Annotated in this window: 23 protein-coding genes; 6 read left to right on the top strand and 17 right to left on the bottom strand. The window is 65.2% G+C overall.

Going from position 1 to position 24633, the window contains the following annotated elements:
- The first annotated feature begins 363 nt into the window (after positions 1 to 363).
- The 3 genes from ACO6D5_RS11665 to ACO6D5_RS11655 all read left to right on the top strand — a co-directional run bounded on the left by ACO6D5_RS11665 (position 364) and on the right by ACO6D5_RS11655 (position 1206).
- Entirely contained in the window at positions 364 to 564 is a 201-nt protein-coding gene (locus tag ACO6D5_RS11665; protein WP_006218180.1) for a CsbD family protein, read from the top strand.
- 45 nt (positions 565 to 609) lie between these two features.
- The gene (locus tag ACO6D5_RS11660) at positions 610 to 774 is read left to right on the top strand and encodes a DUF1328 domain-containing protein (RefSeq protein WP_006222909.1); all 165 of its coding nucleotides are present in this window, start codon (positions 610 to 612) and stop codon (positions 772 to 774) included.
- Positions 775 to 867: 93 nt separating this feature from the next.
- Positions 868 to 1206, top strand: a complete 339-nt coding sequence (locus ACO6D5_RS11655; protein WP_006222908.1) for a BON domain-containing protein — start codon at positions 868 to 870, stop codon at positions 1204 to 1206.
- Positions 1207 to 1366: 160 nt separating this feature from the next.
- Here the strand turns inward: ACO6D5_RS11655 and ACO6D5_RS11650 are convergent, their stop codons facing one another.
- From ACO6D5_RS11650 to ACO6D5_RS11605, 10 genes are all read right to left on the bottom strand, one after another.
- Positions 1367 to 2239, bottom strand: a complete 873-nt coding sequence (locus ACO6D5_RS11650; RefSeq protein ID WP_485825471.1) for a PhzF family phenazine biosynthesis protein — start codon at positions 2237 to 2239, stop codon at positions 1367 to 1369.
- 87 nt (positions 2240 to 2326) lie between these two features.
- A complete protein-coding gene (locus ACO6D5_RS11645; RefSeq protein WP_315846469.1) occupies positions 2327 to 3724 on the bottom strand; it encodes a 4Fe-4S binding protein in 1398 nt (465 codons plus the stop codon).
- Positions 3725 to 3763: 39 nt separating this feature from the next.
- Entirely contained in the window at positions 3764 to 4615 is an 852-nt protein-coding gene (locus ACO6D5_RS11640; RefSeq protein ID WP_315846468.1) for an FTR1 family iron permease, read from the bottom strand.
- 13 nt (positions 4616 to 4628) lie between these two features.
- Positions 4629 to 4982, bottom strand: coding sequence for a cupredoxin domain-containing protein (locus ACO6D5_RS11635; protein WP_315846467.1), 354 nt, complete (start codon positions 4980 to 4982; stop codon positions 4629 to 4631).
- A gap of 2 nt (positions 4983 to 4984) precedes the next feature.
- Positions 4985 to 5521, bottom strand: a complete 537-nt coding sequence (locus ACO6D5_RS11630; protein ID WP_006222903.1) for an iron transporter — start codon at positions 5519 to 5521, stop codon at positions 4985 to 4987.
- A 250-nt stretch (positions 5522 to 5771) separates the two neighbouring features.
- Positions 5772 to 6341, bottom strand: coding sequence for a polyhydroxyalkanoate synthesis repressor PhaR (gene phaR, locus ACO6D5_RS11625; protein ID WP_006222902.1), 570 nt, complete (start codon positions 6339 to 6341; stop codon positions 5772 to 5774).
- Between the two features lie 121 nt (positions 6342 to 6462).
- Entirely contained in the window at positions 6463 to 7200 is a 738-nt protein-coding gene (gene phbB, locus ACO6D5_RS11620) for an acetoacetyl-CoA reductase (protein ID WP_006222901.1), read from the bottom strand.
- Between the two features lie 76 nt (positions 7201 to 7276).
- On the bottom strand, positions 7277 to 8914 hold the full coding sequence (locus ACO6D5_RS11615) for a class I poly(R)-hydroxyalkanoic acid synthase (protein WP_315846466.1): 1638 nt from the start codon (positions 8912 to 8914) through the stop codon (positions 7277 to 7279).
- 123 nt (positions 8915 to 9037) lie between these two features.
- Positions 9038 to 9802 (bottom strand): peptidoglycan editing factor PgeF, encoded by a 765-nt coding sequence (gene pgeF, locus ACO6D5_RS11610; protein ID WP_485825470.1) that lies wholly within the window; start codon positions 9800 to 9802, stop codon positions 9038 to 9040.
- Positions 9790 to 10821 (bottom strand): RluA family pseudouridine synthase, encoded by a 1032-nt coding sequence (locus ACO6D5_RS11605; protein ID WP_315846464.1) that lies wholly within the window; start codon positions 10819 to 10821, stop codon positions 9790 to 9792. The genes pgeF and ACO6D5_RS11605 overlap by 13 nt, the downstream gene beginning before the upstream one ends.
- A gap of 107 nt (positions 10822 to 10928) precedes the next feature.
- Between ACO6D5_RS11605 and ACO6D5_RS11600 the strand changes: the two genes are divergently transcribed.
- Positions 10929 to 11717 carry an outer membrane protein assembly factor BamD gene (locus ACO6D5_RS11600; RefSeq protein WP_315846473.1) on the top strand — a complete coding sequence of 263 codons (789 nt, stop codon included), beginning with the start codon at positions 10929 to 10931 and terminating at the stop codon, positions 11715 to 11717.
- A 102-nt stretch (positions 11718 to 11819) separates the two neighbouring features.
- On the opposite strand, the gene yoaA is transcribed toward ACO6D5_RS11600, so the two are convergent.
- A complete protein-coding gene (gene yoaA / locus ACO6D5_RS11595; protein WP_485825469.1) occupies positions 11820 to 13925 on the bottom strand; it encodes a DNA repair helicase YoaA in 2106 nt (701 codons plus the stop codon).
- A 213-nt stretch (positions 13926 to 14138) separates the two neighbouring features.
- Here yoaA and tex point away from each other — a divergent pair, with 213 nt between their 5' ends.
- Both tex and ACO6D5_RS11585 read left to right on the top strand, forming a co-directional pair.
- Positions 14139 to 16511: an RNA-binding transcriptional accessory protein Tex gene (gene tex, locus ACO6D5_RS11590; RefSeq protein WP_485825468.1), complete on the top strand. Its 2373-nt coding sequence runs from the start codon at positions 14139 to 14141 to the stop codon at positions 16509 to 16511.
- Positions 16512 to 16799: 288 nt separating this feature from the next.
- A complete protein-coding gene (locus ACO6D5_RS11585) occupies positions 16800 to 17306 on the top strand; it encodes a hypothetical protein (RefSeq protein WP_315846461.1) in 507 nt (168 codons plus the stop codon).
- Between the two features lie 72 nt (positions 17307 to 17378).
- On the opposite strand, the gene ACO6D5_RS11580 is transcribed toward ACO6D5_RS11585, so the two are convergent.
- From ACO6D5_RS11580 to ACO6D5_RS11555, 6 genes are all read right to left on the bottom strand, one after another.
- Positions 17379 to 18731, bottom strand: coding sequence for a tryptophan--tRNA ligase (locus ACO6D5_RS11580; protein ID WP_315846460.1), 1353 nt, complete (start codon positions 18729 to 18731; stop codon positions 17379 to 17381).
- A gap of 97 nt (positions 18732 to 18828) precedes the next feature.
- On the bottom strand, positions 18829 to 19152 hold the full coding sequence (locus ACO6D5_RS11575; protein ID WP_315846459.1) for a DUF3325 family protein: 324 nt from the start codon (positions 19150 to 19152) through the stop codon (positions 18829 to 18831).
- Positions 19149 to 20840, bottom strand: coding sequence for a PepSY domain-containing protein (locus ACO6D5_RS11570; RefSeq protein ID WP_315846458.1), 1692 nt, complete (start codon positions 20838 to 20840; stop codon positions 19149 to 19151). The genes ACO6D5_RS11575 and ACO6D5_RS11570 overlap by 4 nt, the downstream gene beginning before the upstream one ends.
- Positions 20837 to 21118, bottom strand: a complete 282-nt coding sequence (locus ACO6D5_RS11565) for a DUF3649 domain-containing protein (protein WP_315846457.1) — start codon at positions 21116 to 21118, stop codon at positions 20837 to 20839. The genes ACO6D5_RS11570 and ACO6D5_RS11565 overlap by 4 nt, the downstream gene beginning before the upstream one ends.
- Positions 21119 to 21141: 23 nt before the next feature.
- Positions 21142 to 21774: a DUF4198 domain-containing protein gene (locus tag ACO6D5_RS11560; protein ID WP_035212797.1), complete on the bottom strand. Its 633-nt coding sequence runs from the start codon at positions 21772 to 21774 to the stop codon at positions 21142 to 21144.
- A gap of 190 nt (positions 21775 to 21964) precedes the next feature.
- Complete coding sequence (locus tag ACO6D5_RS11555; protein ID WP_485825494.1) at positions 21965 to 24421, bottom strand: TonB-dependent siderophore receptor; 2457 nt, start codon at positions 24419 to 24421, stop codon at positions 21965 to 21967.
- Positions 24422 to 24633: the final 212 nt, after the last annotated feature.

The raw sequence follows: 24633 nt of genomic DNA, 5'->3' as shown, positions 1-24633 counted from the left end.
CTCTCCCTTCCCTGTTGGTGAACCGCAAGGCGGGTTCCGTCACGACTATACCGGGGCGCATGCGCGACAGCCAGCACGGCCACGCGCCGAAACCCCAGCAACTCCCGTTACCAGCCCCGATCAAAAGGGGACAAAACATTGCGGAAATGTAACTCCTGCGCAGGGTGAACCTGCCGGCCCGCCCCGTCTGAAAACGTCGCGGATATCGCGCTTTGCGCCGTTACATTTACCCACAGCAAGGTTTGACAGGGCTGCCGCCGGGCTCGTACGGTAGGGGCTAGCTGATCAGTGTCCAACTCAACCGCGATTGCAGGACTTATAGGCCATAAGCCTTGTGTCGCAAGCAGACAGAGAGAGGTCACCATGAATAACGACATCATCGCCGGCAAGTGGAAGCAACTGACCGGCAAGGCCAAAGCGGCCTGGGGTGAACTCACCGACGACGAGTTGACCCGTACCGAAGGCAACGCCGAACGCCTGGCTGGCTTGATCCAGGAGCGCTACGGCAAGACGAAGGATGAAGCCCAGAAGGAAGTCCGGGATTTCTTCGACCGCAATCCCTGAATTCCCAACCCGCCTTGATCGGTCGAAACCACTGGAGAAGCTGACATGTTGCACTACGCCGTTGTTTTCTTCGTCATCGCGATCATCGCGGCGGTTCTCGGCTTCGGCGGCATTGCCGCCGGGGCTGCGGGTATCGCCAAGGTCCTGTTCTTCGTCTTCCTGGTGCTGGCGCTCTTGTCCATCCTGAGCGGCGCCCTTCGGAAAAAATAGGACACGTTGATAAAACGCGTACCCCCAAGAGTTTTGCAAGTCCGCGTCGTCCAGGACGACGCGCCGAACACTAGATATTAAAGGAGCACAACTATGGAACTTCGTAAGCTGATCGCCGCTGCTGCACTGGGAACTGGCGCCGTCTTCACTTCCATGGCTTTTGCGGCCGATGACGGCAAGCCCAAGCAATCCGTGGGTGAATACGCATCGGATGCGACCGTGACCACCAAGGTCAAGGCCGCCATCGTCGCCGACAAGCAACTGAGCGCCCTGGATATCGCCGTGGAAACCAACAACGGCGTGGCCACGCTGACGGGTTCGGTGGGCACTGCCGCCGAAGCCGATCACGCTGCCACCGTGGCCCGCGGCGTGGAAGGCGTCAAGCAGGTCATGAACAACATCAAGGTCGACCCGGCCAAGAACAAGAAGTAACGCCGATACCGTTTCCGACTGAGGCCTAGAGAGCCCGCGGCGCCTGTGACTCACAGGCGCCGCTTTCGTTTGGGCGCGCGGTTTTCCGGGCGTGCCGCATCGGAGAATCGGATCGGTTGCCGCCGCACCGGCGCGCCGATGCGGCACGCCCCGCAATACCTTAGAGGCTGATCGAGCCCCTGCCGATCTCCAGCGCGCGGCCGCCCACCTGGATGCGGCCGTCGGCCTGCACGTCCAAAAACAGACGGCATGGCCGGCCCATCTGATCTCCCTGCTGGACCAGGATGCTGGCAGGCAACGCATGCTTGTTGTGGATCAGCCAGCCGCCCAGGTTCGCGCATGCCGACCCGGTGCCCGCATCCTCGTCGACGCCGCCGCCCGCCTTGGCGAAGAAGTAGCGGGCCACCACCACCTGGCGCGCGTCCTGCACATTGCCTTCGTCGAAGGCGAACACGTACAGCGTTTTGCGGCCCAGGCTGCTGGTCTGCCAGCGGTGGAGCTGGGAGGCATCCGGCGCCGCGCGGCGCACGGCCTCGACGCTGGCCAACGGCACCAGCAATTGGTCCGCGCCGGTATCCACCCAGATCGGGTCGCCCAGCAGGTCATCGGCATCCAGCCCGACCAGGCCCGCGATCTCGGCGCGGTCCAGCTCCGGGGGCGCCGTGCGCACGCCATCGGGGCACGGCGCAGTGAAGGTCCAGGCATCGCCGCTGGCCACGACCGGCACCACGCCCGCCTTGAACTCGAGCGTCAACGCGTCGCCGGTCTGGCGCAGGTCGCGCACCACTTGCGAGGTGCCGATGGTGGGATGGCCGGCGAACTTCATTTCGTAGCCGGGCGTGAAGATGCGCACGCGCGCATCCGCGCAGTCGGACGGCAGGATGAAGGTGGTTTCGGAAAGATTGAATTGCGCCGCCAGGTTCAGCATGGTGGCGTCGTCCATGCCGCGCGCGTCTTCGAACACGCAAAGCTGGTTGCCGCTGAAGGTGGTGGAGGCAAAAACGTTGAGCAGGCGAAACGCGTAGGAAGTCATCGAAAGCGTATAGAGGAAGACCGCCGGCCAGTCCGGCTAAGCCTCCCAATGTATCGCAGCGCCCGGTTTCAGACCATCAAGCAGTGCTTACCAGATTGCAAAGAAAAGCACCCAGGCCATACAGAACGGCGCCAGGCCCGCCACCAGCACGAGCCAGGCGGCGGCTTTGCGCCATCCGCTGACCTGACGCGGCGCCAGCAGGCGCGCGAAGAGACGCAAGGTCCACAGCACGGCAAGGGTCAGCAACGTGAAACGCACGGGACCGGCCCAGGCAGCTTGCACGCCTTCATGCTTGAGCAGGTTGACCGTCGTGGCGGACAAGCCCAGGAACACGCCGATGCCGGCCGACGGAATCAGCGCCTGCGCCAGCTTGTGCACGCCGGGGCGGATCCACCGCACGGCGGGCGCATCCGCCTGGGGCGCGGCGGGCGCCAGCCGGTCGGCGATCCACAGCGACAGGAAGCTTGCGCCCCCGACGATGACCGTCGCGCCGACGACGAACAGCAGGATGCCCGCGCCGTCCAGCCACGAGAAGCTGTCGTTCACGTCCGGATAGTGGGTCAGGATGAACCAGGGCGCGTTGTCCATCAGCGGCCACATGATGTCGTGTTCGACCAGCCAGGTCGCGGCCCATTGCTTGGCCGTCACATACCAGGGGCTGGCGCTCCAGAGGAAGGCGCCGATCGCGATGCCCATCAGTCCGAAGCACAGCAGCGCGGTTTGCCACGCGTCGCCGTCGGCGACGTGCACGATTTCCTCTTCCGGCGAACGCGGCGTCAATTCAATCGCGCCGCGATAGCCGCTGCAGCGGCCGCACATGTGGCAATCGCCGGCGCCCTTCATATGGCGAAGGGGCACCAGCGGCGCACAGTTGATGGGTTCGATCCGGATGACCGGATGGCGCCATTTCTCTTCATCGACCTTGAAGTGCCACGGCGCCAGCTTGGCCAGCAGGTTGAACACGCCGTTGACCGGGCACAGGTACTTGCACCACACGCGCTTGCTGCGCCCATAGCGCCAGCCGACGATCATGGCCGCCACGGTGGAACCGCCCAGCACGGCCAGCACCGCCAGCGGATACTGGTACACGCTGACCAACTGGCCGTAGACCGTCGTCAGCGCAAAGGCCACGAAAGGCCAGCCGCCCCAGCGCATCCATTTCGGGATGGCGCGGCCCTGCCCCCGTTCGCTGGCCCACTCGGTCAGCATCCCTTCGGGGCAGAACCAGCCACACCAGGCGCGCCCCAGGATCGGCATGGAAATCAGCACGAACGGCCACCAGACGCCCCAGAAGGCGAACTGCGCCACGATCGTCAGGTTGTTGAAGACCGATGCCGTGTTGTCCGGCAAAGGAAGCATCACGGGCACGATCAAAAGGAACGCGTACAACGCGACAATGCCCCACTGCAGCTTGCGCAACAGCGGGGCATGGTCACGGAGGAAATCGGCGATCCGGGAAGTCACCCTCCCGAGTACAGCTGCCATGGTCAAACCTTCATTGTTCAGTCCGGCATCACGTCGGAATCAGGATGCGCTCCGGGCGGCCGCCGGCGCACGGGCGGACTTGCTGCCCACCCAGCGCAGCAGCGCCCAGACCACGATCCAGTAAGCCACCCACAACAAGACCGAGATCAGTGCCGGCAGGGCGCGGTAGCCGGCGAAGTCCGCCAGGATCTTGCCAACGCCGGTGCTGTCGCTCAAGAGCCACGAGCTGTCCCAGACGGGGTCGATGATCGTGGGCAGCACGTCCAGCGAAATCAGGTGGTCCAGGCCGCCGACCAGCAGCGAACCGGCCAGCAACAGCAGCAGGATTTCGGTCACGCGGAAGAAACGGCGCCAGGTAATCAATTTGCCGCCCAGCTGCAGCAGCCAGAATGTCAGCAAGGCCACGGCGAAACCCGCGACGCCGGCCAGCGCCAGCATCAGCATGTCGCTGCCGCCTTCACCCGCCGACACCGTGCCGTACAGGAACACCACGGTTTCGCTGCCTTCGCGCGCCACGGCGATGGCCACCAGCACGAACAGGCCCCACCAGTTGTCGCTGGCCACGGAACTGCGCGCTCCGCTTTCCAATTCGCCTTTGAGCGTGCGGCCGTGCTTCTTCATCCACACCACCATCTGCACGACCAGCGCGCACGCCGCCAGCGACATGATGGCCTGGAACCATTCCTGGCCTTCGTCGCTGAGCCAGGACGACACGCCCAGCAGCACCAGCGCCAGCGCCACGGCCAGGGCCAGCCCGGCCCCCACGCCGCCCCACAGGTATTTCAGCCCGCGCTTGCCTTCCGGCGTGGAGCGCAGCCAGGTGTACAAGATGCCCACCACCAGCATGGCTTCGACGCTTTCACGCCAGACGATAAAGAGGACCTGTTCCATGTATTGCTACCGCTTATTCCTTGGGCTTGACGACCAGGGTGCCTTTCACGCTCTGGTGAAAGTCATCAAAGAAGGGATACTCGCCGGGACGGGAAATGGTGATCACCACGAAGGACTTCACCCCCGGGCCCAGCACTTTTTCCTTGCGCAGCGGAATGCTCTCGAATTCCACCGGCTCGTTGCTCTCGTTGATGAGTTCGATCTTGAAACGGCCGGCGGGCACTTCAAGGGTCGCCGGCTCGAACGTGCCGTCCGGCTTGAACCTCAAGGTGAACGTCGGCAATTCATCCGCCTGCGCGGGTGCCATGCCGGCAAAAGCGGCCAGGCCGATCAGCGCGGCGGCAACAACGCGATGCAGGCGGCGCACGATCAGTATCCGCCCTTCTTGCCGGTGCCGGCGTAGACGAATTCGTATTCCAGTTCGAACGGCTCGAACCACGGGCCCACGCCGGTTTCCTTGTCGACGTGGCGGCCGAAGTGGGCCATCTTGTTTTCGGACGGCGGCAGGATCGTGTACTTCAGCTTGTACTTGCCCGGGCCTTCCAGCTTGATGTTGTCGCCGTAGTGCGGGCCGTCGTTGGCGACCATGGGCATGAAGGTGCCCTTCTGCACGTTCTGGCTGCCGACCTTCTGGATCTCGAAATTCACGACCAGATAAGGCACCCACTCGCCTTCCGGGAAGCCCGTCTTGTTGCCGGCGGTGGCGTGGATATCGGCCTCAAGGTGCACGTCGGAATCCTTGGCGGGACGCATCATCCCGGGCGGATCCATTTCGATCGGCTGCAGATAGACCGCGCCAATTTCCATGCCGCCCTTCTCAACCGGCTTGCCGATGGGGTATTCGGCCGCTTGCGCGGCAGACACGCTCAGAGCGACGATGGCCAGCGCCAAGGCTTTCTTGATCATGTGCATAATCCTTGAGACACAAATGAATGGCGGTTCCGATAAGCTAAACAAGAACCGTTTTCATTAATGTAACGAAAAAAACTGACATATCCCTGAACCCGCGAGCCCAAAAAGGGGCGGATTATTGCGTTCAGTCAACGCGCCGGCCTGTCGCGTCGCGCCAGCGAGCGCCCACAAAAAAGCCGGTCAGGCGATGGCCCTGCCGGCTTCTGGATCAACGGGAGGGCGTGCCCGCCCCGCTTTGCTGCGATTACTTGCGACCCGACCCCGGCGGCGTGCTGCCGGGCGTGAACGGGAACGTCGAGAACATCGCGCGCGTCTGGTCCTGCATCTGGTCCTGCATCTGCACGAACAGGTTCTTGCTCTGGTCGATGTAGTTGTTCATCATGTTTTGCAGCATGGGCGTCTGCACGTTCATGAACTGGGTCCAGGCTTCAGGTCCGAACTGGCTGCCGTACAGCCCCTTGGACTGCTCAGCCATGCGTGTCTGGATTTCCATGAAGGCCTGGATGTTCTTCTCGAGGTAAGAACCCATGATGCCCTGCATGGCGTGGCCGTAGAAACGGATGATCTGCGACAGCATGTTCGACGAGAACATGGGCATGCCGCCGCTTTCCTCTTCCAGGATGATCTGCAAAAGGATGCTGCGCGTCAGGTCTTCGCCGCTCTTGGCGTCGACCACCTGGAATTCTTCGTTGGCCAGGACCAGTTGCTTGACATCTGCCAGAGTGATGTAGGTGCTGGTCCGGGTGTCGTATAGGCGACGGTTGGGGTATTTTTTAATCAGGCGCAGGCTGGCGCCGGTTTGTGCTTGCGTCATGTGTGTCCCCGGATCGGGCGATCTCTAAGACTTCGGATAAGGTGGAGTGTAATGCCGGAAGGCCCTCTCCCCGAGGCCTTCCAGCGCCTGGGGCCGCCCGATGGCGGCCCGCTGACCAACATTAGCCCATGTGCAGGCCGCCGTTGAGCGAGAAATCCGCGCCAGTCGAAAAGCCGGACTCATCCGAAGCCAGCCACGAGGTCATGGAGGCGATTTCCTCAGGCGTGCCCAGACGGCGCACCGGAATCGTGGCAACGATCTTCTCCAGCACTTCGGGGCGGATGGCGCGAACCATGTCCGTACCGATGTAGCCCGGCGAAATCGTGTTGACCGTGACGCCCTTGCTGGCGACTTCCTGGGCCAGCGCCATGGTGAAGCCGTGGATGCCCGCCTTCGCCGTGGAATAGTTCGTCTGGCCGAATTGGCCCTTCTGCCCGTTCACCGAGCTGATGTTGATGATGCGGCCCCACTGACGCTCGACCATGCCCTCGATGACCTGCTTGGTCACGTTGAACAGGCTGTTCAGGTTGGTGTCGATGACCGCGCGCCAATCGTCCGCGCTCATTTTGCGGAACAGGCCATCACGCGTGATGCCCGCGTTGTTGACCAGCACATCGACCGGGCCCAGGTCGGCGGTGACCCGTTCAAAGGCCGCTACCGTGGAATCCCAGTCCGACACGTTGCCGACCGATGCATAGAACGTGTAGCCCTGCGCTGCCTGCTCATCCAGCCATTGCTGGTAGTTGCGGCTTGGGCCGCAACCTGCCACCACGCGAAAGCCATCCTTGGCCAAGCGCTGGCAAATAGAGGTGCCGATACCGCCCATCCCGCCTGTTACGTAAGCCAGTTTTCCGCTCATTGGACTTCCTCCTGTGTGCGACGGACGCCTCGTTGATTAACTTCTTATTGGCCTGGGCCAACCGCGCATGGCGGCGTCAGGCAGCCCGGACCTTCACATACCTGCCAGGCGCCGGCTCGATCGGCCGGTACTTGGCATTGCCTAATTTCGTGCGCGCCTTGACCTGTTTGCCCGAATGCCGCGACAGCCATTGGGTCCAGTCGGGCCACCAACTGCCCGCGACTTCAGTGGCCTGCGCGAACCAGGCCTTGGGATCGCCGGGCATGTCGTGGCCCTTGTTGCCCAGCTTGTCCGCCACCCAATAGTTGCGGCGCTTCTTGGCCGGCGGATTCACGACGCCGGCGATGTGGCCCGAGGCCCCCAGCACGAAGCGTTGCGGTCCGCGCAGCAGTTGCGTGGAGGCATAGGCCGACACCCAAGGCACGATATGGTCTTCGCGGGATCCGAATATATACGCCGGCATCGTCAGGCGCGTCAGGTCCAGCGGCATGCCGGCGGCTTGCGCGCGGCCCGGCACTTTCAGATTGTTCTCAAGGTAGGTATTGCGGAAGTACCACGAGAAGAACGGCCCCGGCAGATTGGTGCTGTCGCCATTCCAGAACAGCAGGTCGAACGGGGGCGGCTTCTGGCCCTTCAGGTAGTTGCCCACCACATAGTTCCAGACCAGCTCATTGGGCCGCAGGAACGAGAACGTGGTGGCCAGGTCGCGGCCGGGCATCAGCCCGCCGTTGCCCAGTTGATGGTCGCGCAGCAGCGCATGCGCCTCGTCGACGAAGACGTTCAGGATGCCGGTGTCGTGGAAGTCCAGCAGCGAGGTCAACAGCGTCAGGGACGCCACGGGCTGTTCGCCGCGGGCCTCGGCCAGCGCCAGCGCTGACGCCAGCATCGTGCCGCCCACGCAGAACCCCAGGGCATTGACCTTGGGCTGCTTGGTGATGTCGCTGGCCACGCGCAGCGCCTGCAGGACGGCGTCATCCAGATAGTCGGACCAGGTGGCGCGGTCCACCCCGTCGGTATCGCTGGCCACCGGATTGCGCCAGGAGACCAGGAACACGGTGTAGCCCTGTTCCACCGCATGGCGCACGAAGGAATTCTCGGGCTGCAGGTCCAGGATGTAGAACTTGTTGATGTTCGGCGGCACGATCACCAGCGGCAGCTCGTGCACGGTGGCGGTCGACGGCGCGTACTGGATCAGCTGGAACAAGGTGTTCTCGAACACCACTTCGCCAGGCGTCACCGCCACGTTGCGGCCGATCTCGAACTGCGATTCGTCTGTCTGGGTGATGCGGCCTTTCTTGACGTCGCCCAACAGGTTGGCCAGCCCTTCGTTCAAGGCGCGGCCCGCGCTTTCCACGATGGATTGCTGGGCATCCGGATTCAGCGCCAGGAAGTTCGACGGCGACAGCGCGTCGACCCATTGCATGATGGAAAAACGCAGGCGCTCTCGCATCGGTTCGCTGACCTGGGCCGCATCGACCATGCGTTGCATGGCGCGGGCCGACAGCAGATACGTATGCGCCAGCAGCAGATGCGAACCGTTGGAGGCCCAGGCATCGCCGGCGAAGCGGCGGTCGGCCAGAGGCGCAAGCGCACCGCGGCGGGCGTCGTCACACAGGCGCTGCCACTCGCGAGAGAACTCGGCCTGAATATCGGCCAGGATTTCCGGTGCCACGCTCACCGGTATGGGCCCTGCGGCGGAGAGATTGGCGTTCACTTCGACACCTTGTTATCGAGACTGCTCGATTGATGTTGCATTCCGGGTCCAGGACTGTCAATGCGGGTATACAAGGAGACCGCCAGGGTAGATCTCAAGCCCGGCGGCCGGCCTTGCGCAAGATCAAACCGGGTCGAGCCAGGCCAACAGCGCCATGCGTCCGGTTTCGCCGTCGCGCCGGTACGAAAAGAACCGTTCCGATTCGGACACCGTGCACATCCCTGACAAGGACACCTCTTGTACCCCGGCGCGGCGCAGGCGGAAATCCGCCAATCCGGCGAGGTCCGCCAACCACTTTCCCGATAGACCGGCGCGCGGCGTGAAGTAGCGCGCGGTGGCGGGATCGTCTTGCGTGAAGGCGTCAAGCACGTCCTGCCCCACCTCGAACACCTGCGGGCCGATGCCGGGGCCGACCCAGGCGCGCCAGCCGGTGGCCGCGGGGGCCTTGGCGCGCATGGCCGCCAGCGTATGTTCCAGCACGCCGCCCGACAGCCCGCGCCAGCCGGCATGCGCCGCGCCCAGCACCTGGCCGCCGGCATCCGCGATGACGACCGGCAGGCAGTCCGCCACCATGACGGCCAGCACGCGGCCCGGTCGCGACGTGACGCTGGCGTCCACCGCGGGTTCGTCCGGCACGTCCTGCGCATCGGCATCCACGACGTCGCTGCCGTGCACCTGGCGCAACCACAACGGATCGGCAGGCACGGCGTCGCGCACGCGGCGCCGGTTCTCGGCCACCGTGTCCGGATCGTCGCCCGCGCGGCGCCCCAGGTTCAGGGTGTCATGCGGCGCCACGCCCGCGCCGCCGGCGCGGGTCGTGCAGAAATAGTTCACGCCGGCCCATTCCGGGCCGGTCACGACAGGCAGGCTGGCGATCACGCGTTCCATGCAATGCTTTCCTGGACCAGGGTCATGTCCTCGGGCACGGCGGCGGCGAACTGGACCTCGCCACGGCCGCCCGGGTCGTCAAAATGCAGGGCGCGGGCATGCAGCATCTGGCGCTGCGCCCCCGCGATGTTCTTGCCGCCATAGATCGTGTCGGCCAGCAGCGGATGGCCCAGGCTGGCCATGTGGACGCGGATCTGGTGGGTGCGGCCCGTTTCCAGGCGGCACACCACTTCGGTGACGCGGCCGCCAGGATCCACCTGGCCGCGGCGCGCGGGCGCGTAATTGGTAATGGCGGGCTTGGGCGCCACCGGACGCTCGACGCTCATGCGGATCGGCACGCGGGAATCGCGTCCGATCGCGCGTTCGACCCGGCCGCCGTTGGCGATCCAGCCATGGGCCAGCGCCACATATTCGCGTCCCATGCTGCGCGCCTGCAACTGGCGCACCAGATGCGTCTGGGCGCGCTCGTTGCGGGCCACCACCATCAGTCCCGAGGTGTCCTTGTCCAGCCTGTGAACGATGCCGGCACGCGCCACGGACGCCAGTTCCGGATAGCGATACAGCAAGCCATTGAGCAGCGTGCCGCTCCAGTTGCCTGCGCCAGGATGGGTGACCAGCCCGGCGGGCTTGTTCACGACGATCCACTCGGGGCTTTCGTCCACGACGAGGAATTCGACGGGCTCGGGCGTGAAGGCGCGCGCATCGGGCGCTGGCTGGGCCCACACCTGCAGCTCGTCGCCGGGGCCGACCGTCTGGCGGACTTTGCCGGGCGCGCCGTTGACGTGCACATTGCCGGCTTCGATCCAGCCTTGCAGGCGGCTGCGGGAATGGTCGGGCAACAAGCCGGCCAGCACCTTGTCCAGCCGGTCGGCCTTGGTGCTGGAAGGCACCGTTACAAGTTGCGGTTCACCCCGGTTTTCACTGGGGTTTTCGTCGGCGTTTTCGTCGCCGGTTTCGTCGGAAAGGCCCAGAAGTTCATCGTCGGAAACGAGATCTGTGCCGGCGGCTGTATCAGACATGGAGACAAATCATATAATCAGCCTGCCATGCTAACACCAAGGATACGATTCTCGTGATTCACCACTCCGCAGCTCCCTCGAACCCCGCATCCCGAAGCGGGCCGGTTTTGCGCGTGGTTATCGCGCTATTTGCCGTCATTGTCATCGCCGGGTGCGGCTCGACAAACAGCAAGTACGACAAGACCACCAACTGGAGCGCCGAACAGCTCTACGCCGACGCCAAGGCCGAAATGTCCTCCGGAGGCTGGAAGGAAGCACGCGAACGTCTGACCGCCATCGAAAGCCGCTACCCCTTCGGCGTCTACGCCCAGCAAGCCCTGCTTGAACTGGCCTACGTCAACTGGAAGGACGGCGAGAACGAACAGGCCCTGGCCGCGATCGACCGCTTCCAGCAGCTGTATCCCAACCACCCCGGCACCGACTACGCCCTGTACCTGAAGGGCCTGATCAACTTCACGCCGGCCAGCGCCTTCATGAGCAACATCACCGGCCAGGATCCGGCTGAACGCGATCCCAAGGGCCTGCGGGCGTCCTATGACGCGTTCAACGAGCTCATCAAGCGCTACCCGGACAGCAAGTACACGGTGGATGCCGAGAAGCGCGTCGCGTGGCTGGTCAACACCATCGCCATGAACGAAGTCCACGTCGCCCGCTACTACTACGAGCGCGGCGCCTACGTGGCCGCCGCCAACCGCGCGCAGACCGTCATCACCGACTTTGAAGGCGCCCCCGCCACCGAAGAGGCGCTCTACCTGATGGTCGAGTCCTACGACAAGCTGGGCATGACGGAACTGAAGAACGACGCGCAACGCGTCTACGACAAGAACTTCCCCAACAGCGACTTCAAGACCAAGGGCCTGAAGGCCGATCGCAGCTGGTGGAACCCGTTTGACTGATCGGTCTGCGGATTCTCTCCGCATGGGAAAAGCGAAGCCCCTCGAAAGAGGGGCTTTCTTTTTGGCTGCCGCAAGGCGCAGCACCGGCGGGCGCGCCTGGCGCTACGCGTCCCCGCCCTCGCCTTCCTGCTTGCGGCGGTAGAACGCCAGCACCTCTTCCAGCTCGCGCGTCCGCGCGAAAGGCGGCAGGCCGCGCCACAGGCGCTTGCCGTAAGGCTTTTCAACCAGGCGCGCGTCGCCCACCATCAGCACGCCCCAGTCGGACTCCGTACGGATCAGGCGGCCCGCGCCCTGCTTGAGCGATATCGCGGCTTCGGGCAACTGGTATTCCGAAAAGGGATTGCCGCCCTGGGCCCGGCAGGCGCGCAGGCGCGCTTCGATGACGGGGTCGTCGGGCGGCGCGAACGGCAGCTTGTCGATGGCGACCAAAGTGAGCACGTCGCCCGGCAGGTCGATGCCTTCCCAGAAGCTCGCGCTGCCCACCAGCACCGGATGCTTGAGCTTGCAGAAGCGGTCCAGCAAATCACGGCGCGTGCCCTCGCCCTGTTTCAGCAACGGCCATTCGTGTCCGGCGTCGTCAAAGGCGTCGGCCAGCAAGGTCGCGACCTTGTCGACCGCGCGCAGTGTCGTGCACAGCACCAGCGTGCCGCCGGGGCTGGCTTCGAGCAGGGGCATCAGCGTTTCGACGAAACGGTCCAGGAACTGCGGGGACTGCGGTTCGGGCATGCCGCGCGGCACGAAGAGCAGCGCCTGTTCGGGATAGTTGAACGGCGATTCCCACTTGCCCGTGCGGGCGCTCGACAGCCCCAGCTGGCTGGTGAAGTGGGTGAACTCGCCGTTCACCGACAGCGTGGCCGAGGTCATGATCCAGGCCTGGCCCGGCTTGCGGTACTTGGAGAACGCCTGCGCCACCGACAGCGGCGCCGAATGCAGGCGCACGTGATGCTGGCCATGCTCGACCCAGCGCACGGCAGGGCCCGTCCATTGCTCGGCGGCCGCGGCCACGCCTTCCAGGATGGCGGCGGGGGTGGACGGGCCGTCGCCCAGGTCGGCCGCTGCGGGTTCGGGCGACTGGTCGTCGCGGCCCCAGCCTTCGTCAGCAAAGCCGGCATCGGCGCGGCCCGGCGTGGCCCAACGCTTGAGGCGCACGGAGATTTCGGCGCCGCTGCGTGCGGCAGCCATCAGGTCGGGGTGTTTTTCAGCCACCACGCCCAAGGCCTTGGTGGCCGTGTCCACGGCCTCGCGCAAGGCGGCCAGCGCCTCGTCGAATTCCTCGGGGTTGGGGATCGCGTCGAAGGTCGCCTTGCGGCCCGGCATCCGGTCCAGCGGCGCACAGGTCAGCCGCAGTTCGCGCGCCGCGGTTTCAAGATGGCGGCTGACGTCGCTCCATTTGGCGGCCTCGCGCGCATACGCCAGGCCGGCCACCTCCAGCGCGCGGCCGAAATCCATCAGCTGGTGCGTGGACACGCTGCTGCCCAGGAACCGCGTGGCGGTGTCGGGCAACTGGTGCGCTTCATCGAAGATGACGGTGTCGGCTTCGGGCAGCAGGTCGGTCACGCCCTCTTCGCGCAGCACCAGGTCGGCCATGAACAGCGCGTGGTTGACCACCACCACGTCGGCCTCCTGGGCCTGGCGGCGCGCCTTGACGACGAAACAGTCGCGGATGCGCGGGCACTCCTGGCCCAGGCAGTTCTCGCGCGTGGACGTCACGCGTTGCCAGATGTCGGCGTCTTCGGGCACCTGCGCAAGATCGCTGCGGTCGCCCGTCTTGGTGATGCCCGCGAAGACCTGGATCTGGCGCAGTTGCTGGATCTCGGACCGCGACTTCAGCGCGCGCTCGTCGCCCTGCAGACGTTCCAGGTGGTAGTGGCAGACATAGTTGCCGCGGCCCTTGAGCAACGCGGCCGTCACCGGCGCGGCCAGCGCGGCGCGCACGCGCGGCAGATCGCGCGCGAAGAGCTGGTCTTGCAGCGTGCGGGTGCCGGTGGAAATGAGCACCTTGCCGCCCTGGATGAAGGCGGGTACAAGATAGGCCCAGGTCTTGCCGATGCCGGTGCCCGCTTCGGCCACGAGCGTGGCGCGGTCCTGGATGGCGTCGCCGATGGCCTGCGACAGCTCCACCTGCGAAGGGCGTGGCTTGTAGCCGGGCATGGCCGTGGCCAGGGGCCCGTCCTCGTCAAAAAATTCGGAAATATCCAGGTCCAGCATTACGGCAGCCTAGTGTCGGTCGGAGTCTATGGTGAACCGGTACCGGTTACGGTTCGGGCGCCAGACACTGATGTGGGAAAGGATCAAATGATACCCGGTGCCGGGCTGGCCTTCGGCTCGCGCAGGGACGGATCGGTCCACTCTGGCACGTTCTGTAACAGTGGCTTATGGCACAATCCGCCCCTTGTTTTTCCTTTTTGTCGTCGTATAGAGATGTCTGAAACTTCCGCTATCACGAACGTCGCCGCCGGCGTCGACAACGCCCGCATCGTCGCGCAGCTCGCTACCGAGCTCGGCGCGCGCGCCTCCCAGATCGCTTCGGCGGTGGAACTGCTGGATGACGGCGCCACCGTGCCCTTCATCTCGCGCTATCGCAAGGAAGCCACCGGCGGCCTGGACGATACCGTGCTGCGCAACCTGGAAGTGCGCCTGGGTTATCTGCGCGAACTCGAAGAACGCCGCGGCTCGATCCTTGAATCCATCTCGCAGCAGGGCAAGCTCACGCCCGAGCTGCAGCAGGAAATCGCAACGGCCGATACCAAGCAGCGCCTGGAAGACTTGTACGCGCCGTACAAGCCCAAGCGCCGCACCCGCGCCCAGATCGCCCGCGAAGCGGGCCTGGAGCCGCTGGCGGACGCCATCCTGGCCGATCCGGCCTGCGATCCCGCCACGCTGGCCGCGCAGTACCTGAACCCCGAGGCGTCCATCAACGACGCCAAGGCCGCGCTGGATGGCGCGCGCGACATCCTGGCCGAACGCTATGCCGAAAACGCGGACCTGCTGGCCGACATGCGCGAGCACCTTTGGTCCACCGGCCTGATCTACTCCAAGATGGTCGACGGCAAGGAAACCGAAGGCGCGAACTTCCGCGACTGGTTCGATTTCAACGAGCCGCTGCGCACGCTGCCCTCGCACCGCATCCTGGCCCTGCTGCGCGGACGCCAGCAAGGTGTGCTGGAACTGCGCCTGGGGCTGGAAGCCGAACTGGAAGCGCAATTGCCGCACCCCTGCGTGGCGCGCATCGCCAGCTTCCTGAAGCTGGGCAACGGCCTGTTCGCGCTGGACGCCACGCCGCGCGCCCGCTGGTTGGGCGAGGTGTGCCGCTGGACCTGGCGCGTGAAGCTGCTGACGGCATTTGAAAGCGAGCTGATCGGCCGCCTGCGCGAAAGCGGCGAAGCCGAAGCCATCCGCGTGTTCGCCGCCAACCTGAAAGACTTGCTGCTGGCCGCGCCTGCCGGCCCCAAGGCCGTGCTGGGCCTGGATCCGGGCATCCGCACGGGCTGCAAGATCGCCGTGATCGACCAGACCGGCAAGGTCGTCGACACCACGACCGTCTACCCGTTCGAGCCGCGCCGCGACCGCGACGGCACGATCAACACGCTGGCCGCGCTGGTCGCGCGCCACAAGGTGGACCTGATCGCCATCGGCAACGGCACCGCCTCGCGCGAAAGCGAAAAGCTGGTGGGCGACATGATGGAGCGCTTCCCCGACCTGAAGGTCACCCGCGTGGTGGTCTCCGAGGCCGGCGCGTCCGTGTATTCCGCATCCGAAACCGCGGCGCTGGAATTCCCGGATCTGGACGTGACCCTGCGCGGCGCCGTATCCATCGCGCGCCGCCTGCAGGACCCGTTGGCCGAACTGGTCAAGATCGATCCCAAGGCGATCGGCGTGGGCCAGTACCAGCACGACGTCAACCAGCGCGAGCTGGCGCGTTCACTGGACGCCGTGGTCGAGGATTGCGTGAACGCCGTCGGCGTGGATGTGAATACGGCCTCGGCCGCCCTGCTGGCCCGCGTGTCGGGCCTGAACTCGCTGCTGGCCAAGAACATCGTGGCCTGGCGCGACGAGAACGGTGCGTTCCCCACCCGTGAAATCCTGCGCAAAGTGCCGCGCTTTGGCGAGAAGGCCTTCGAGCAGGCCGCGGGCTTCCTGCGCATTCCCAACGGCGACAATCCGCTGGATGCGTCCTCGGTCCACCCGGAAGCCTATCCGGTGGTCGAACGCATCGTCGCCAAGATCAAGGCCGAGGTGAAGCAGATCATCGGCCAGCGCGAAGCCCTGAAGGGTGTCTCGCCGTCCGACTTCACCGACGAGCGTTTCGGCCTGCCGACGGTGCGCGACATCTTCGCCGAACTGGAAAAGCCCGGCCGCGACCCGCGCCCGGAATTCAAGACGGCGCAGTTCAAGGAAGGCGTGGAGACGCTGAACGACCTGTACCCGGGCATGGTGCTGGAAGGTGTCGTGACCAACGTGGCCAACTTCGGCGCGTTTGTCGACATCGGCGTGCACCAGGACGGCCTGGTCCATATCTCGGCACTGGCCGAGAAGTTCGTGAAGGATCCCCGCGACGTGGTGCGCGTCGGCCAGACGGTCAGCGTGAAGGTGCTGGAAGTGGACGCGGCGCGCAAGCGCGTTGCCCTGACCATGCGCCTGAACGACACCGCCGCCCCGGCGCGCCGCAGCGGCGATGCGCCCAAGGGCGGCGACCGGCCCCGTCGCCCCCAGGGTGACGGCGGACGTGGCAACGCGGGCGGCGGCGCGACGAACAGCGCCATGGCGGACGCGTTCGCCAAGCTCAAGCGCTGATCCCCCGGGATCACCCATGAAAAGCCCGGCGCCCACTGCGCCGGGCTTTTTTCTTTAGCCTAGGACTTTCCCTTAAACGGGTCGTTTCCTTGCGCTGCCTCAATCCTCAAACCAGAAAAATAAGGGAAAATATCGAATTGTGTCCAAATAATAAAAGCCGGTGGCGTAGGGGAACTCGGCAGGCACAGATTCCATGATCAGGCGAACCGCGGCGCGAACCGTCTATCAGGCACGCAGCACAACAACAACAGCGCCCTACCCCGAGAGCCCCCCGGAGAGCCATCCGTCATGCGCAATACCATTACGCTTGCCGCCAATGAAGCGGCAACCATTACCGAAAAAGAAGCCGCCAACAGCGGCGCTTACAACGAAGTCACGCTAGGCCAGTACGCGCATCTGATCGTCGACGGCGCGGAAGTGACCTTCAAGCACATCACGCTGGAACGTCTGGGCACCCGCATCATCGAGCTGCGCAATGGCGCGCAGTTGCATGTCGGCGCGCTGGGATTCGCCAGCATGGGCGCCAGCATCGTCTACCGGATCGGCACGGGCTGCGCGCTGGTCTTCGACGCCAGCCAATGGGATCCGGAAGTGGTCGCCAACACCACCTTCGACTTCGCCAGCCAAGGCAGCGGCACGCTGAAGTACTTTCCGTTCATCAATCCGGAATGGCTGGACTGCCCGAACGTCACGGGCTATTCGGAAGGCGACATGCTTGAAATCGCCGGCCAGGGCAGCGCGCAGCGCTTCCAGGTGCGCGACGGCCGCATCGTGGCAAGCGCGCGGCTGGCCTGACGCCCGCCGGTTGCGGCAGCGCCGCCGCAACGTCATGCCCGCCAGCGGCGCCACGCGCCGCCGGCTTGCCCTTTATTCCTGCGACAGCGACGCCAAGGCTTCGCGCGCACGCGCCAACTGCGCGTCGGACTCGGCCTGCGCGCCCGCCGGCGCCGTGGCAACCGCCACGCCGTCGATCATCGCCGCATAGCCCTCGGCACTAGCCTGCAGCACGCTGTCTGCGGGTTCCGATTGCAGGCGGCGCATCAAGGCCCCGGCCTCCTTCGGGTCGGCAAAACGCTGCGACAGCAGCAACTCTTCGCCATCGGCCGCCAGCAGGCGGAAACGGAAGCCGCCGTCTTCGTCGCGGAAGCTGACAAAGCGTGCGCCCTTGCCCTTTTCCTTCTTGCCTTGCGCCTTGCCGGCCGCGGCGCCGGCGTTCAGATTGCGCAAGCCCACGGCTTCGCGCAGCTCCTGCATCATGGGCACCGCCAGCTTGCGGGCGCGGGCAGCGCCGGCCTGCAGGATGTCTTCGATGCGGCCCGGGTTGGCGATCAGGTCGAAATATTTCTCGCGCATCGGCGCCAGCAGCGCCTCCAGGTGTTCATACAGCGCTTGCTTGGCGTCGCCCCACCCCATTCCCTCTTCCAGCTGCTTGCGGAACGCGGCCGATTCGGCCTGCGTCGCAAATGCGCGGTACAGCGTGTACAGGTGCGAGCTTTCGGCGTCCTTGGCTTCGCCCGGCGCACGCGAATCGGTCACGATGCGCATCACCGACGCGCGCAGCGCATTGGCGCCGCCTTCGAACAGCGGGATCGTGTTGTTGTAGCTCTTGGACATCTTGCGGCCGTCCAGGCCCGGCAAGGTCGCCACGTCTTCCTCGATCGTCACTTCGGGCAGCGTGAAGTAATCGCGGCCATACAGGTGATTGAAACGCTGGGCGATATCGCGCGCCATCTCCAGATGCTGGATCTGGTCGCGGCCCACCGGCACCTTGTTCGCGTTGAACATCAGGATGTCGGCTGCCATCAGGACCGGGTACGAGAACAGCCCCATGGTGACGCCGTCGTCGGGCTCCACGCCCTTGGCCACGTTCTGGTCCACCGATGCCTTGTAGGCGTGCGCGCGGTTCATCAGGCCCTTGGCCGTGACGCAGGTCAGCAACCAGCTGAGTTCGGGGATCTCGGGGATATCGGACTGGCGGTAGAACGTCACGCGCTCGTGGTCCAGCCCCACGGCCAGCCAGGTTGCCGCGATTTCCAGGCGGGAACGGGCGACACGGGCCGGATCGTCGCACTTGATCAGCGCGTGATAATCCGCCAGGAAGAAGAATGCGTCCACGCCGGGCTGCGTACTGGCCTGGACCGCGGGACGGATCGCGCCCGCGTAGTTGCCGAGGTGGGGGGTTCCAGTGGTGGTAATGCCGGTAAGGACGCGGGTATTCATAGAGGCGAAGAGGCGTTTGCTAGGGGAAACAAGCAGTGTAACGTGCCGGCGCACGCCGCCGCCGGGGCTGCCGCCCCACCCGCGCGAATTCGCCGGGCTACAGGACGGCCAGCACCGGCGCCGCCAGCGCGCAGAGCCCGCCCGCGGTCAGCGCGGCGCGCGGACGGAACGTCAGGAACCAGATCAGCAGCAGGCCGGCGATGCTGAGGATGCCGATCCATTCGACCGTGCCGTAGCTCCATCCCCAGACCGCCGCCGAGGCGCACAAGGACAGCGCCAGCGCGATCCAGCCGAAGGCCCGCAACGGCACCCGGTGGCGCCGCGGCATGGCGCGATCGAACAGGTCTTCGTAGTGGCGGTCCATGCCCAGGCACAGGGCGGAAAACCCCGCATAGGCCAGGCAGAAAGCGGCAAGCGTCATGGCGTGTCACCTCGCGGTTCATAGACGACGGGGTTCGGGGCGCGCGGCGCCTCGGGGTCAGCGACCTGGGGAGAAACCGTCTTGGCGGCCGGCTGGCTGGCGCGGGGCTTGGCCCCAGCTTTCGCAGGGACCTTCGCTGGCGCCTTGCGGGCCCTCGCCGCCTTCGTCGCCATCCAAGCAAACAGCAACGCGCTGGCCAGGCAGGTCAGGTCGAACCCGGCCATGACCCAATCGCCTTGCGGCAGAGACACGCCCAGATGGCGCGACGTGGTGAACGCATTGACCACCGGCACCAGGGCCAGCGACGCTGCGGCCACCGCCAGCAAATCCTGCCATTTGCGCCGCTGGAAAATGAAGGCGTAGATCAGCGACAGCGCCCAGGCCGAAAAGAAGGCGCGAACTTCCCAGACCTGACGCCCCGGCATGTCGGCCGGCAGCAGGCGATTGGCCAGGAAGAAGGCTGCCACGCCAAAGACCACGCCCGCAATGGTGCCGGCGTTCAGGCCATCGACCAGACGCAAGGAAAACGCTTCGCGGGCATCGCCTGGCCGCGCCTTTTGACGGCGCTTGGCAATCCACAGCACCAGGCCGGTGCCGACCATGGCGGTGCCCGCCAAACTGACAAGGAAATAAAACCAGCGCAGCAGCGGTTCCGCGAACAGCCCCAGGTGCAGGCCCGTGATGACGCCCGCGGTCTTCACCGTGGCGCTCAGGTCGTCCTCGCCTTCCTGGAATTCACCCGTCACGCCGTTAAAGCGCATGTAGGGTGCCAAGCGGCCGTACGAGACACCATCGGCGGCGTCCCGCGTGAGCGTGACGGTCGCCCCGGCATCGCCCGGATTGTTGACGGTGACACGGCCGACCCGGCCATGCCAATGCTGCTGGGTTTGCTCCACCAGCGGCGCGATCGGGATCAGCGTCCCGGGCTGATTCAACGGCGGCGTGACCTTGAACGATTTGAAGACGTCGTCCGAGTACTGGCGCGGGTTCTCGTACACGGCATGGATACCCGCGGGCATCAGCATAACCATGAAGAGCACCAGACCGCTGAATGTGATCATCAGGTGAAACGGCAACCCCAGCACGGACAATACGTTATGCCCGTCCATCCAGGCGCGTTGCCCGCCTTTCCTGGGGCGGAAGGTAAAGAAATCGGTGAATATCTTTTTATGCGTGATGATGCCGCTGATGATGGCCACCAGCATGAACATGCCCGCGATGCTCGCCAGCCACCGCCCCCACGGGAACGCGGTCTCCAGTTCGAAATGGAAGCGGTAGAAGAAATCTCCGCCGCGCGTCTCGCGGCCGGTCACGGCCTGCCCTGTTGCAGGATCCAGCTTCACGCGCACGAATCCGCGTTCGCCAGGCTTAGGCTTGGGCAGCTGATACAGCAGCAGAATCAACGGCTCGCGATTCGACGGCGGTGTGATGAACCAGCGTTTGGCATCCGGCGCATGTTCGCTCAGGTAACGTTGTCCTATTTCAATGGCCTGCACGGCAGGTACAGGCCGAACCTCGATCTCGGGCTGCATCCACCGCGTGATCTCGGGCCGGAAAAACGCCAGCGACCCCGTCAGGAACATCGCGAACAGCACCCAGCCGAAGATCAGCCCGGACCAGGTGTGCAGCCAGGACATCGACTGGCGCAGGCCTTCTTCACCCTGCGCCTTTGCTTTCCCCGCCTTCATGCCGCCCCCATCATCCGCCCCGCCAGGAAGAGCCCCCCCAGCACCGCGGCCGGCAGCAATATCCCGGCCCATGCGCGCCAGGCGTTGCGCGTGGCAAAGACCCAGATCACGCCACAGGCGTAGAACACGAAGGACAACATCTGCGCCGCGGTGACGGCGTCCGCCCGCCCCATGGGCAGCCAGACGGCCAGGCACGCCGCAGCCGCCGAGGCAAGGACATAGCCGCCCAGGATGGCCGCAGCCATCCTGGAAAATACGGCCATTCGGTAGCGCATCATGCCTGCGCCGGCTGCGGGAGCTTTCACTTGGACACGTTGAAGGTCAGGGTGGATACGTAGCGGATCTTGGCGTAGGACTTGCCGTCGGCCTCGCCCGCCTTCTCTTCGACGTGCGCGGCTTCCAGCACATACTGGCCGGGCCACGGCGTCGTGATTTCAATGCGGCCGTTCTCGTCGCTGTGGAAACGCTTTTCCCACTTGGGCGGACCGAACACGGTGACTTCGGTCTTGGCGAGCGGCTTTCCCTGGAATTGCAGGACGAACGTGTTGGCGTCCGCGGCCGTCGGCACCAGTTCCAGGTCCAGCTTGCCTTGCGTGTCCGCGCGGCCCGCCTTGGCGTTGTACTTGACGAGCGTTTCCTTGAACTGGATGGGGGCCGCCAGGCGGACGTCGCCCTTGCCCGTTGCGCCGAATTCCACGAAATCGGCGCCTTCGGCCGACGCTTTCAGCGCCTTGCCATCCGCGCCGGTCACAACCGGCGCCACCAGGACCTTGCCCAGCAGGCCGTCGCGCTTTTCACGCAGATCGTCCGCCCATTCACCAAAGTACGCCTTGGCCGGACCTTCGGCGCTGCGTTCCAGCCAAACAAAGTGCGCCTGCGCGGCGCCCGCGCTGCCCAACAGGGCGATCGCGGCCAAAGTCCTAGCGAATTTCATTTTGGTTTTTTCCTTTAGTCCGAAGACTGGTCCGATGACCCAAGCAGGCAAGCCCCGCGGCCAATACCTGTCAGGCGAGTTTGAATTATAACCATTCTCACTACCGAAGACGCCAAATAATTGGGGATCGATGCCTTGCGCCTCGGCCGCGAAGGAAAACGGCCCTTGCGGACCGCTTCCCTTGCCCCGCTTACCAGCGATACCGCAGGCTGGCCTTGATGGAACGCTGATAGCCGTACCAGCACCAGGAATCACCCGAGCACGATGCGATGTATTCCTTGTCGAACAGGTTCTGCACGTTCAGCGCCACCTGCATGCCCTTTAACGTCGGCGACACGCGGCCCAGGTCGTAGTCCAGCATCAGGTCGAACAACGTGACGGACGGCACCTTCATGGTGTTGGTGTCGTTCACGTACGAAGACCCGATGTAGCGCACGCCGCCGCCCACGCCCATGCCGGCGAGGGGGCCGTCCTGCAACTGGTAGCGCGCCCATGCGGAGGCCTGTTGCGACGGCACGCCCACCGGCGTTTTGCCCTTCAGGTTCAATCCGGTCAGGCTGGGGTTGGCCTTGGAGTATTCGTTGTCCATCAACGAATACGCCGCCACCAGCGTCAGACCGCGCAGCGGCTCGGTCTTGGCTTCCAGTTCGATCCCTTGCGTGCGCAGTTCGCCCGCCTGGATCGAGCATCGGCCGCCTGCCGTGCCGCAGATGTGCGTCGGATCCGGATCGGTCGTCGTCATGTTCTCGCGGCGGATATCAAACGCCGCGAACGACAGCATCGTCGCGCTGCCCGGCGGCTGGTACTTGATGCCCACCTCGTACTGGTTGCCTTCGATGGGCTTGAAGGGCACGTTCTGCCAGCCCGTTCCCGATTGCGGCTCGAACGACTCCGAATAGCTGAAGTACGGCGCCACGCCATTGTCGAAGTTGTAGATCACGCCCAGACGGCCCGTGAACGCCTCGGCGTTCAGCGCGGACGGCGCGACGCGGCCGGTCGCGATGGTGGTGGTCTCGCCCACCGTGCGCGACCAGTCGTAGCGCCCGCCCAGCAACACCGACAGGCGGTCGATCTTGATCTGGTCCTGGAAATACAGGCCCGTCTGATACTGCCGCGACGTCGCGTCGGTCGAGAAGGCCGGCACCGGGATGTTCTGGTGGTTATCCGGATTCAGCACGTACAGCGGCGGCGCGCTGCCGAAACCGGACAGCGTGTCGGTCTTGACGTGCTGGTAATCAAAGCCCAGCAGCACCGTGTGGCCGAAGGCGCCGGTGTTGAAGCGCGCCTGCAGGTTGTTGTCGATGGTCAACGCGCCGACATCCACGTCGGTCGCGATCGAGGCGCGCTGCTGATAGAGGTAATTCGGATCCAGATAGCCGAAGTTCGGATTGGACGCGCCGTAGATGCTGCGGTACTTGGCCTCGGAACGCGTCCAGCGCAGACTTTGTGTCGCCTTGAAGGTGTCGTTGAACCGATGGTCCAGCACATAGCCCAGCGAGTAGCTCTTGCGGTCGCTCTTTTCGAAATTCGCGTCGCCGTCGTAGTAGTCCGACGGCAGGCGGATACCGTCGGGCGCGGACAGCAACGTGCGCATCGACGACACGCTGCCGTACGAGCCCATGTCGGGATCCCGCTGGAAATTCGTCAGCACGGTCAACGAGGTATCGCCGTTGGGCTTCCACGTGAAGGCCGGCGCGACGAAGTAGCGGCGTTCCTTGGTGTCCTTCACCTGGCCGTCGGACAGGTAGCCCGAGCCCACCAGGCGATAGAGGTATTTGCCCTCTTCGTCCACGGGGCCGCCGAAATCGAAATTGGCGCGCCGGTAGTCATAGTTGCCGACTTGCACTTCCACTTCGCGCAGCGTCTCCTCCAGCGGGCGCTTGCTGACCTGGTTCACCACGCCGCCGGGGCCGCCCTGACCGTACATGACCGATGCAGGCCCCTTCAGCACGTCCACGCGTTCCAGGCGATAGGCGTCCACTTGCGGCAAGGCGTCGCGTCCGCCGAAGACCCGCAGGCCGTCCAGGTAAGTCGAAGCCGAGAAGCCGCGCACGGTGAACTGGTCCAGGCGCGTGGCGGTGGCGCCGCGCGATTCGGTGGCCACGCCAGCCGTATAGCGCAGCACCTGGTTCAAGGTCTGCGCGCCCTGCTCCGTGATCTGCTCGCGCGTCACGACGGACACCGATTGCGGGGTCTCGATCAGCGGCGTATCCGTCTTGGTCGCGCTGACGCTGGCGCGGGCGACATAGCCCACCGTGGGTGCCAGCGCGCTGTCCGACATGCCGGATACCGTCACCGGCGCCAGCACGTGCGTGTCGCCCGACGACGACACGGGAGCCGGCACCAGCGTCCAGGTGTTGCCCGATTGCGCGCGCGCCTGCAGGCCGCTGCCCGACAGGATACGGGCAAAGCCAGCGCCCACCGAATACGCGCCATTCAGCCCGTCCGAGCGCTGGCCCCGCACCAGCGCGGGGTCGAACGACAGGATCACGCCGGCACTGCGGGCGAACTGCGTCAGCGCATCGGCCAACTGCCCCGCAGGAATCTGGTAACTGACCTGGGCGCTTGCGGCAGGCGCGGATTGCGCCCAGGCGGCGGGCATGCCGGCGGCAAGCGCCCCCGCGCAAGTGGCGGCCAGCACGGCCATGCGGCCGGCGGTCAGCGTGGTGCGCAGGCGCGCATGAGATGAAGCAGACACAAAAACTCTCCCTGTACGGTGGTCTATCCCTACCTTTCCGTACGGGAATCGAAAACCTGCAAAAGAAGGCCCCCACGCTGCACTCGCTTCGCTCGCTTGCTGCCCCCCGAGGGGGCTGCCCCGCCTTGGGGCGGCCCGGCGGCGGGGCGGCTATTTTTCTG

It is taken from the genome of Achromobacter sp., assembly GCF_057314935.1.
Note: the sequence above shows the minus strand (reverse complement) of the source record. Positions and strands in the feature narration are given on the sequence as shown.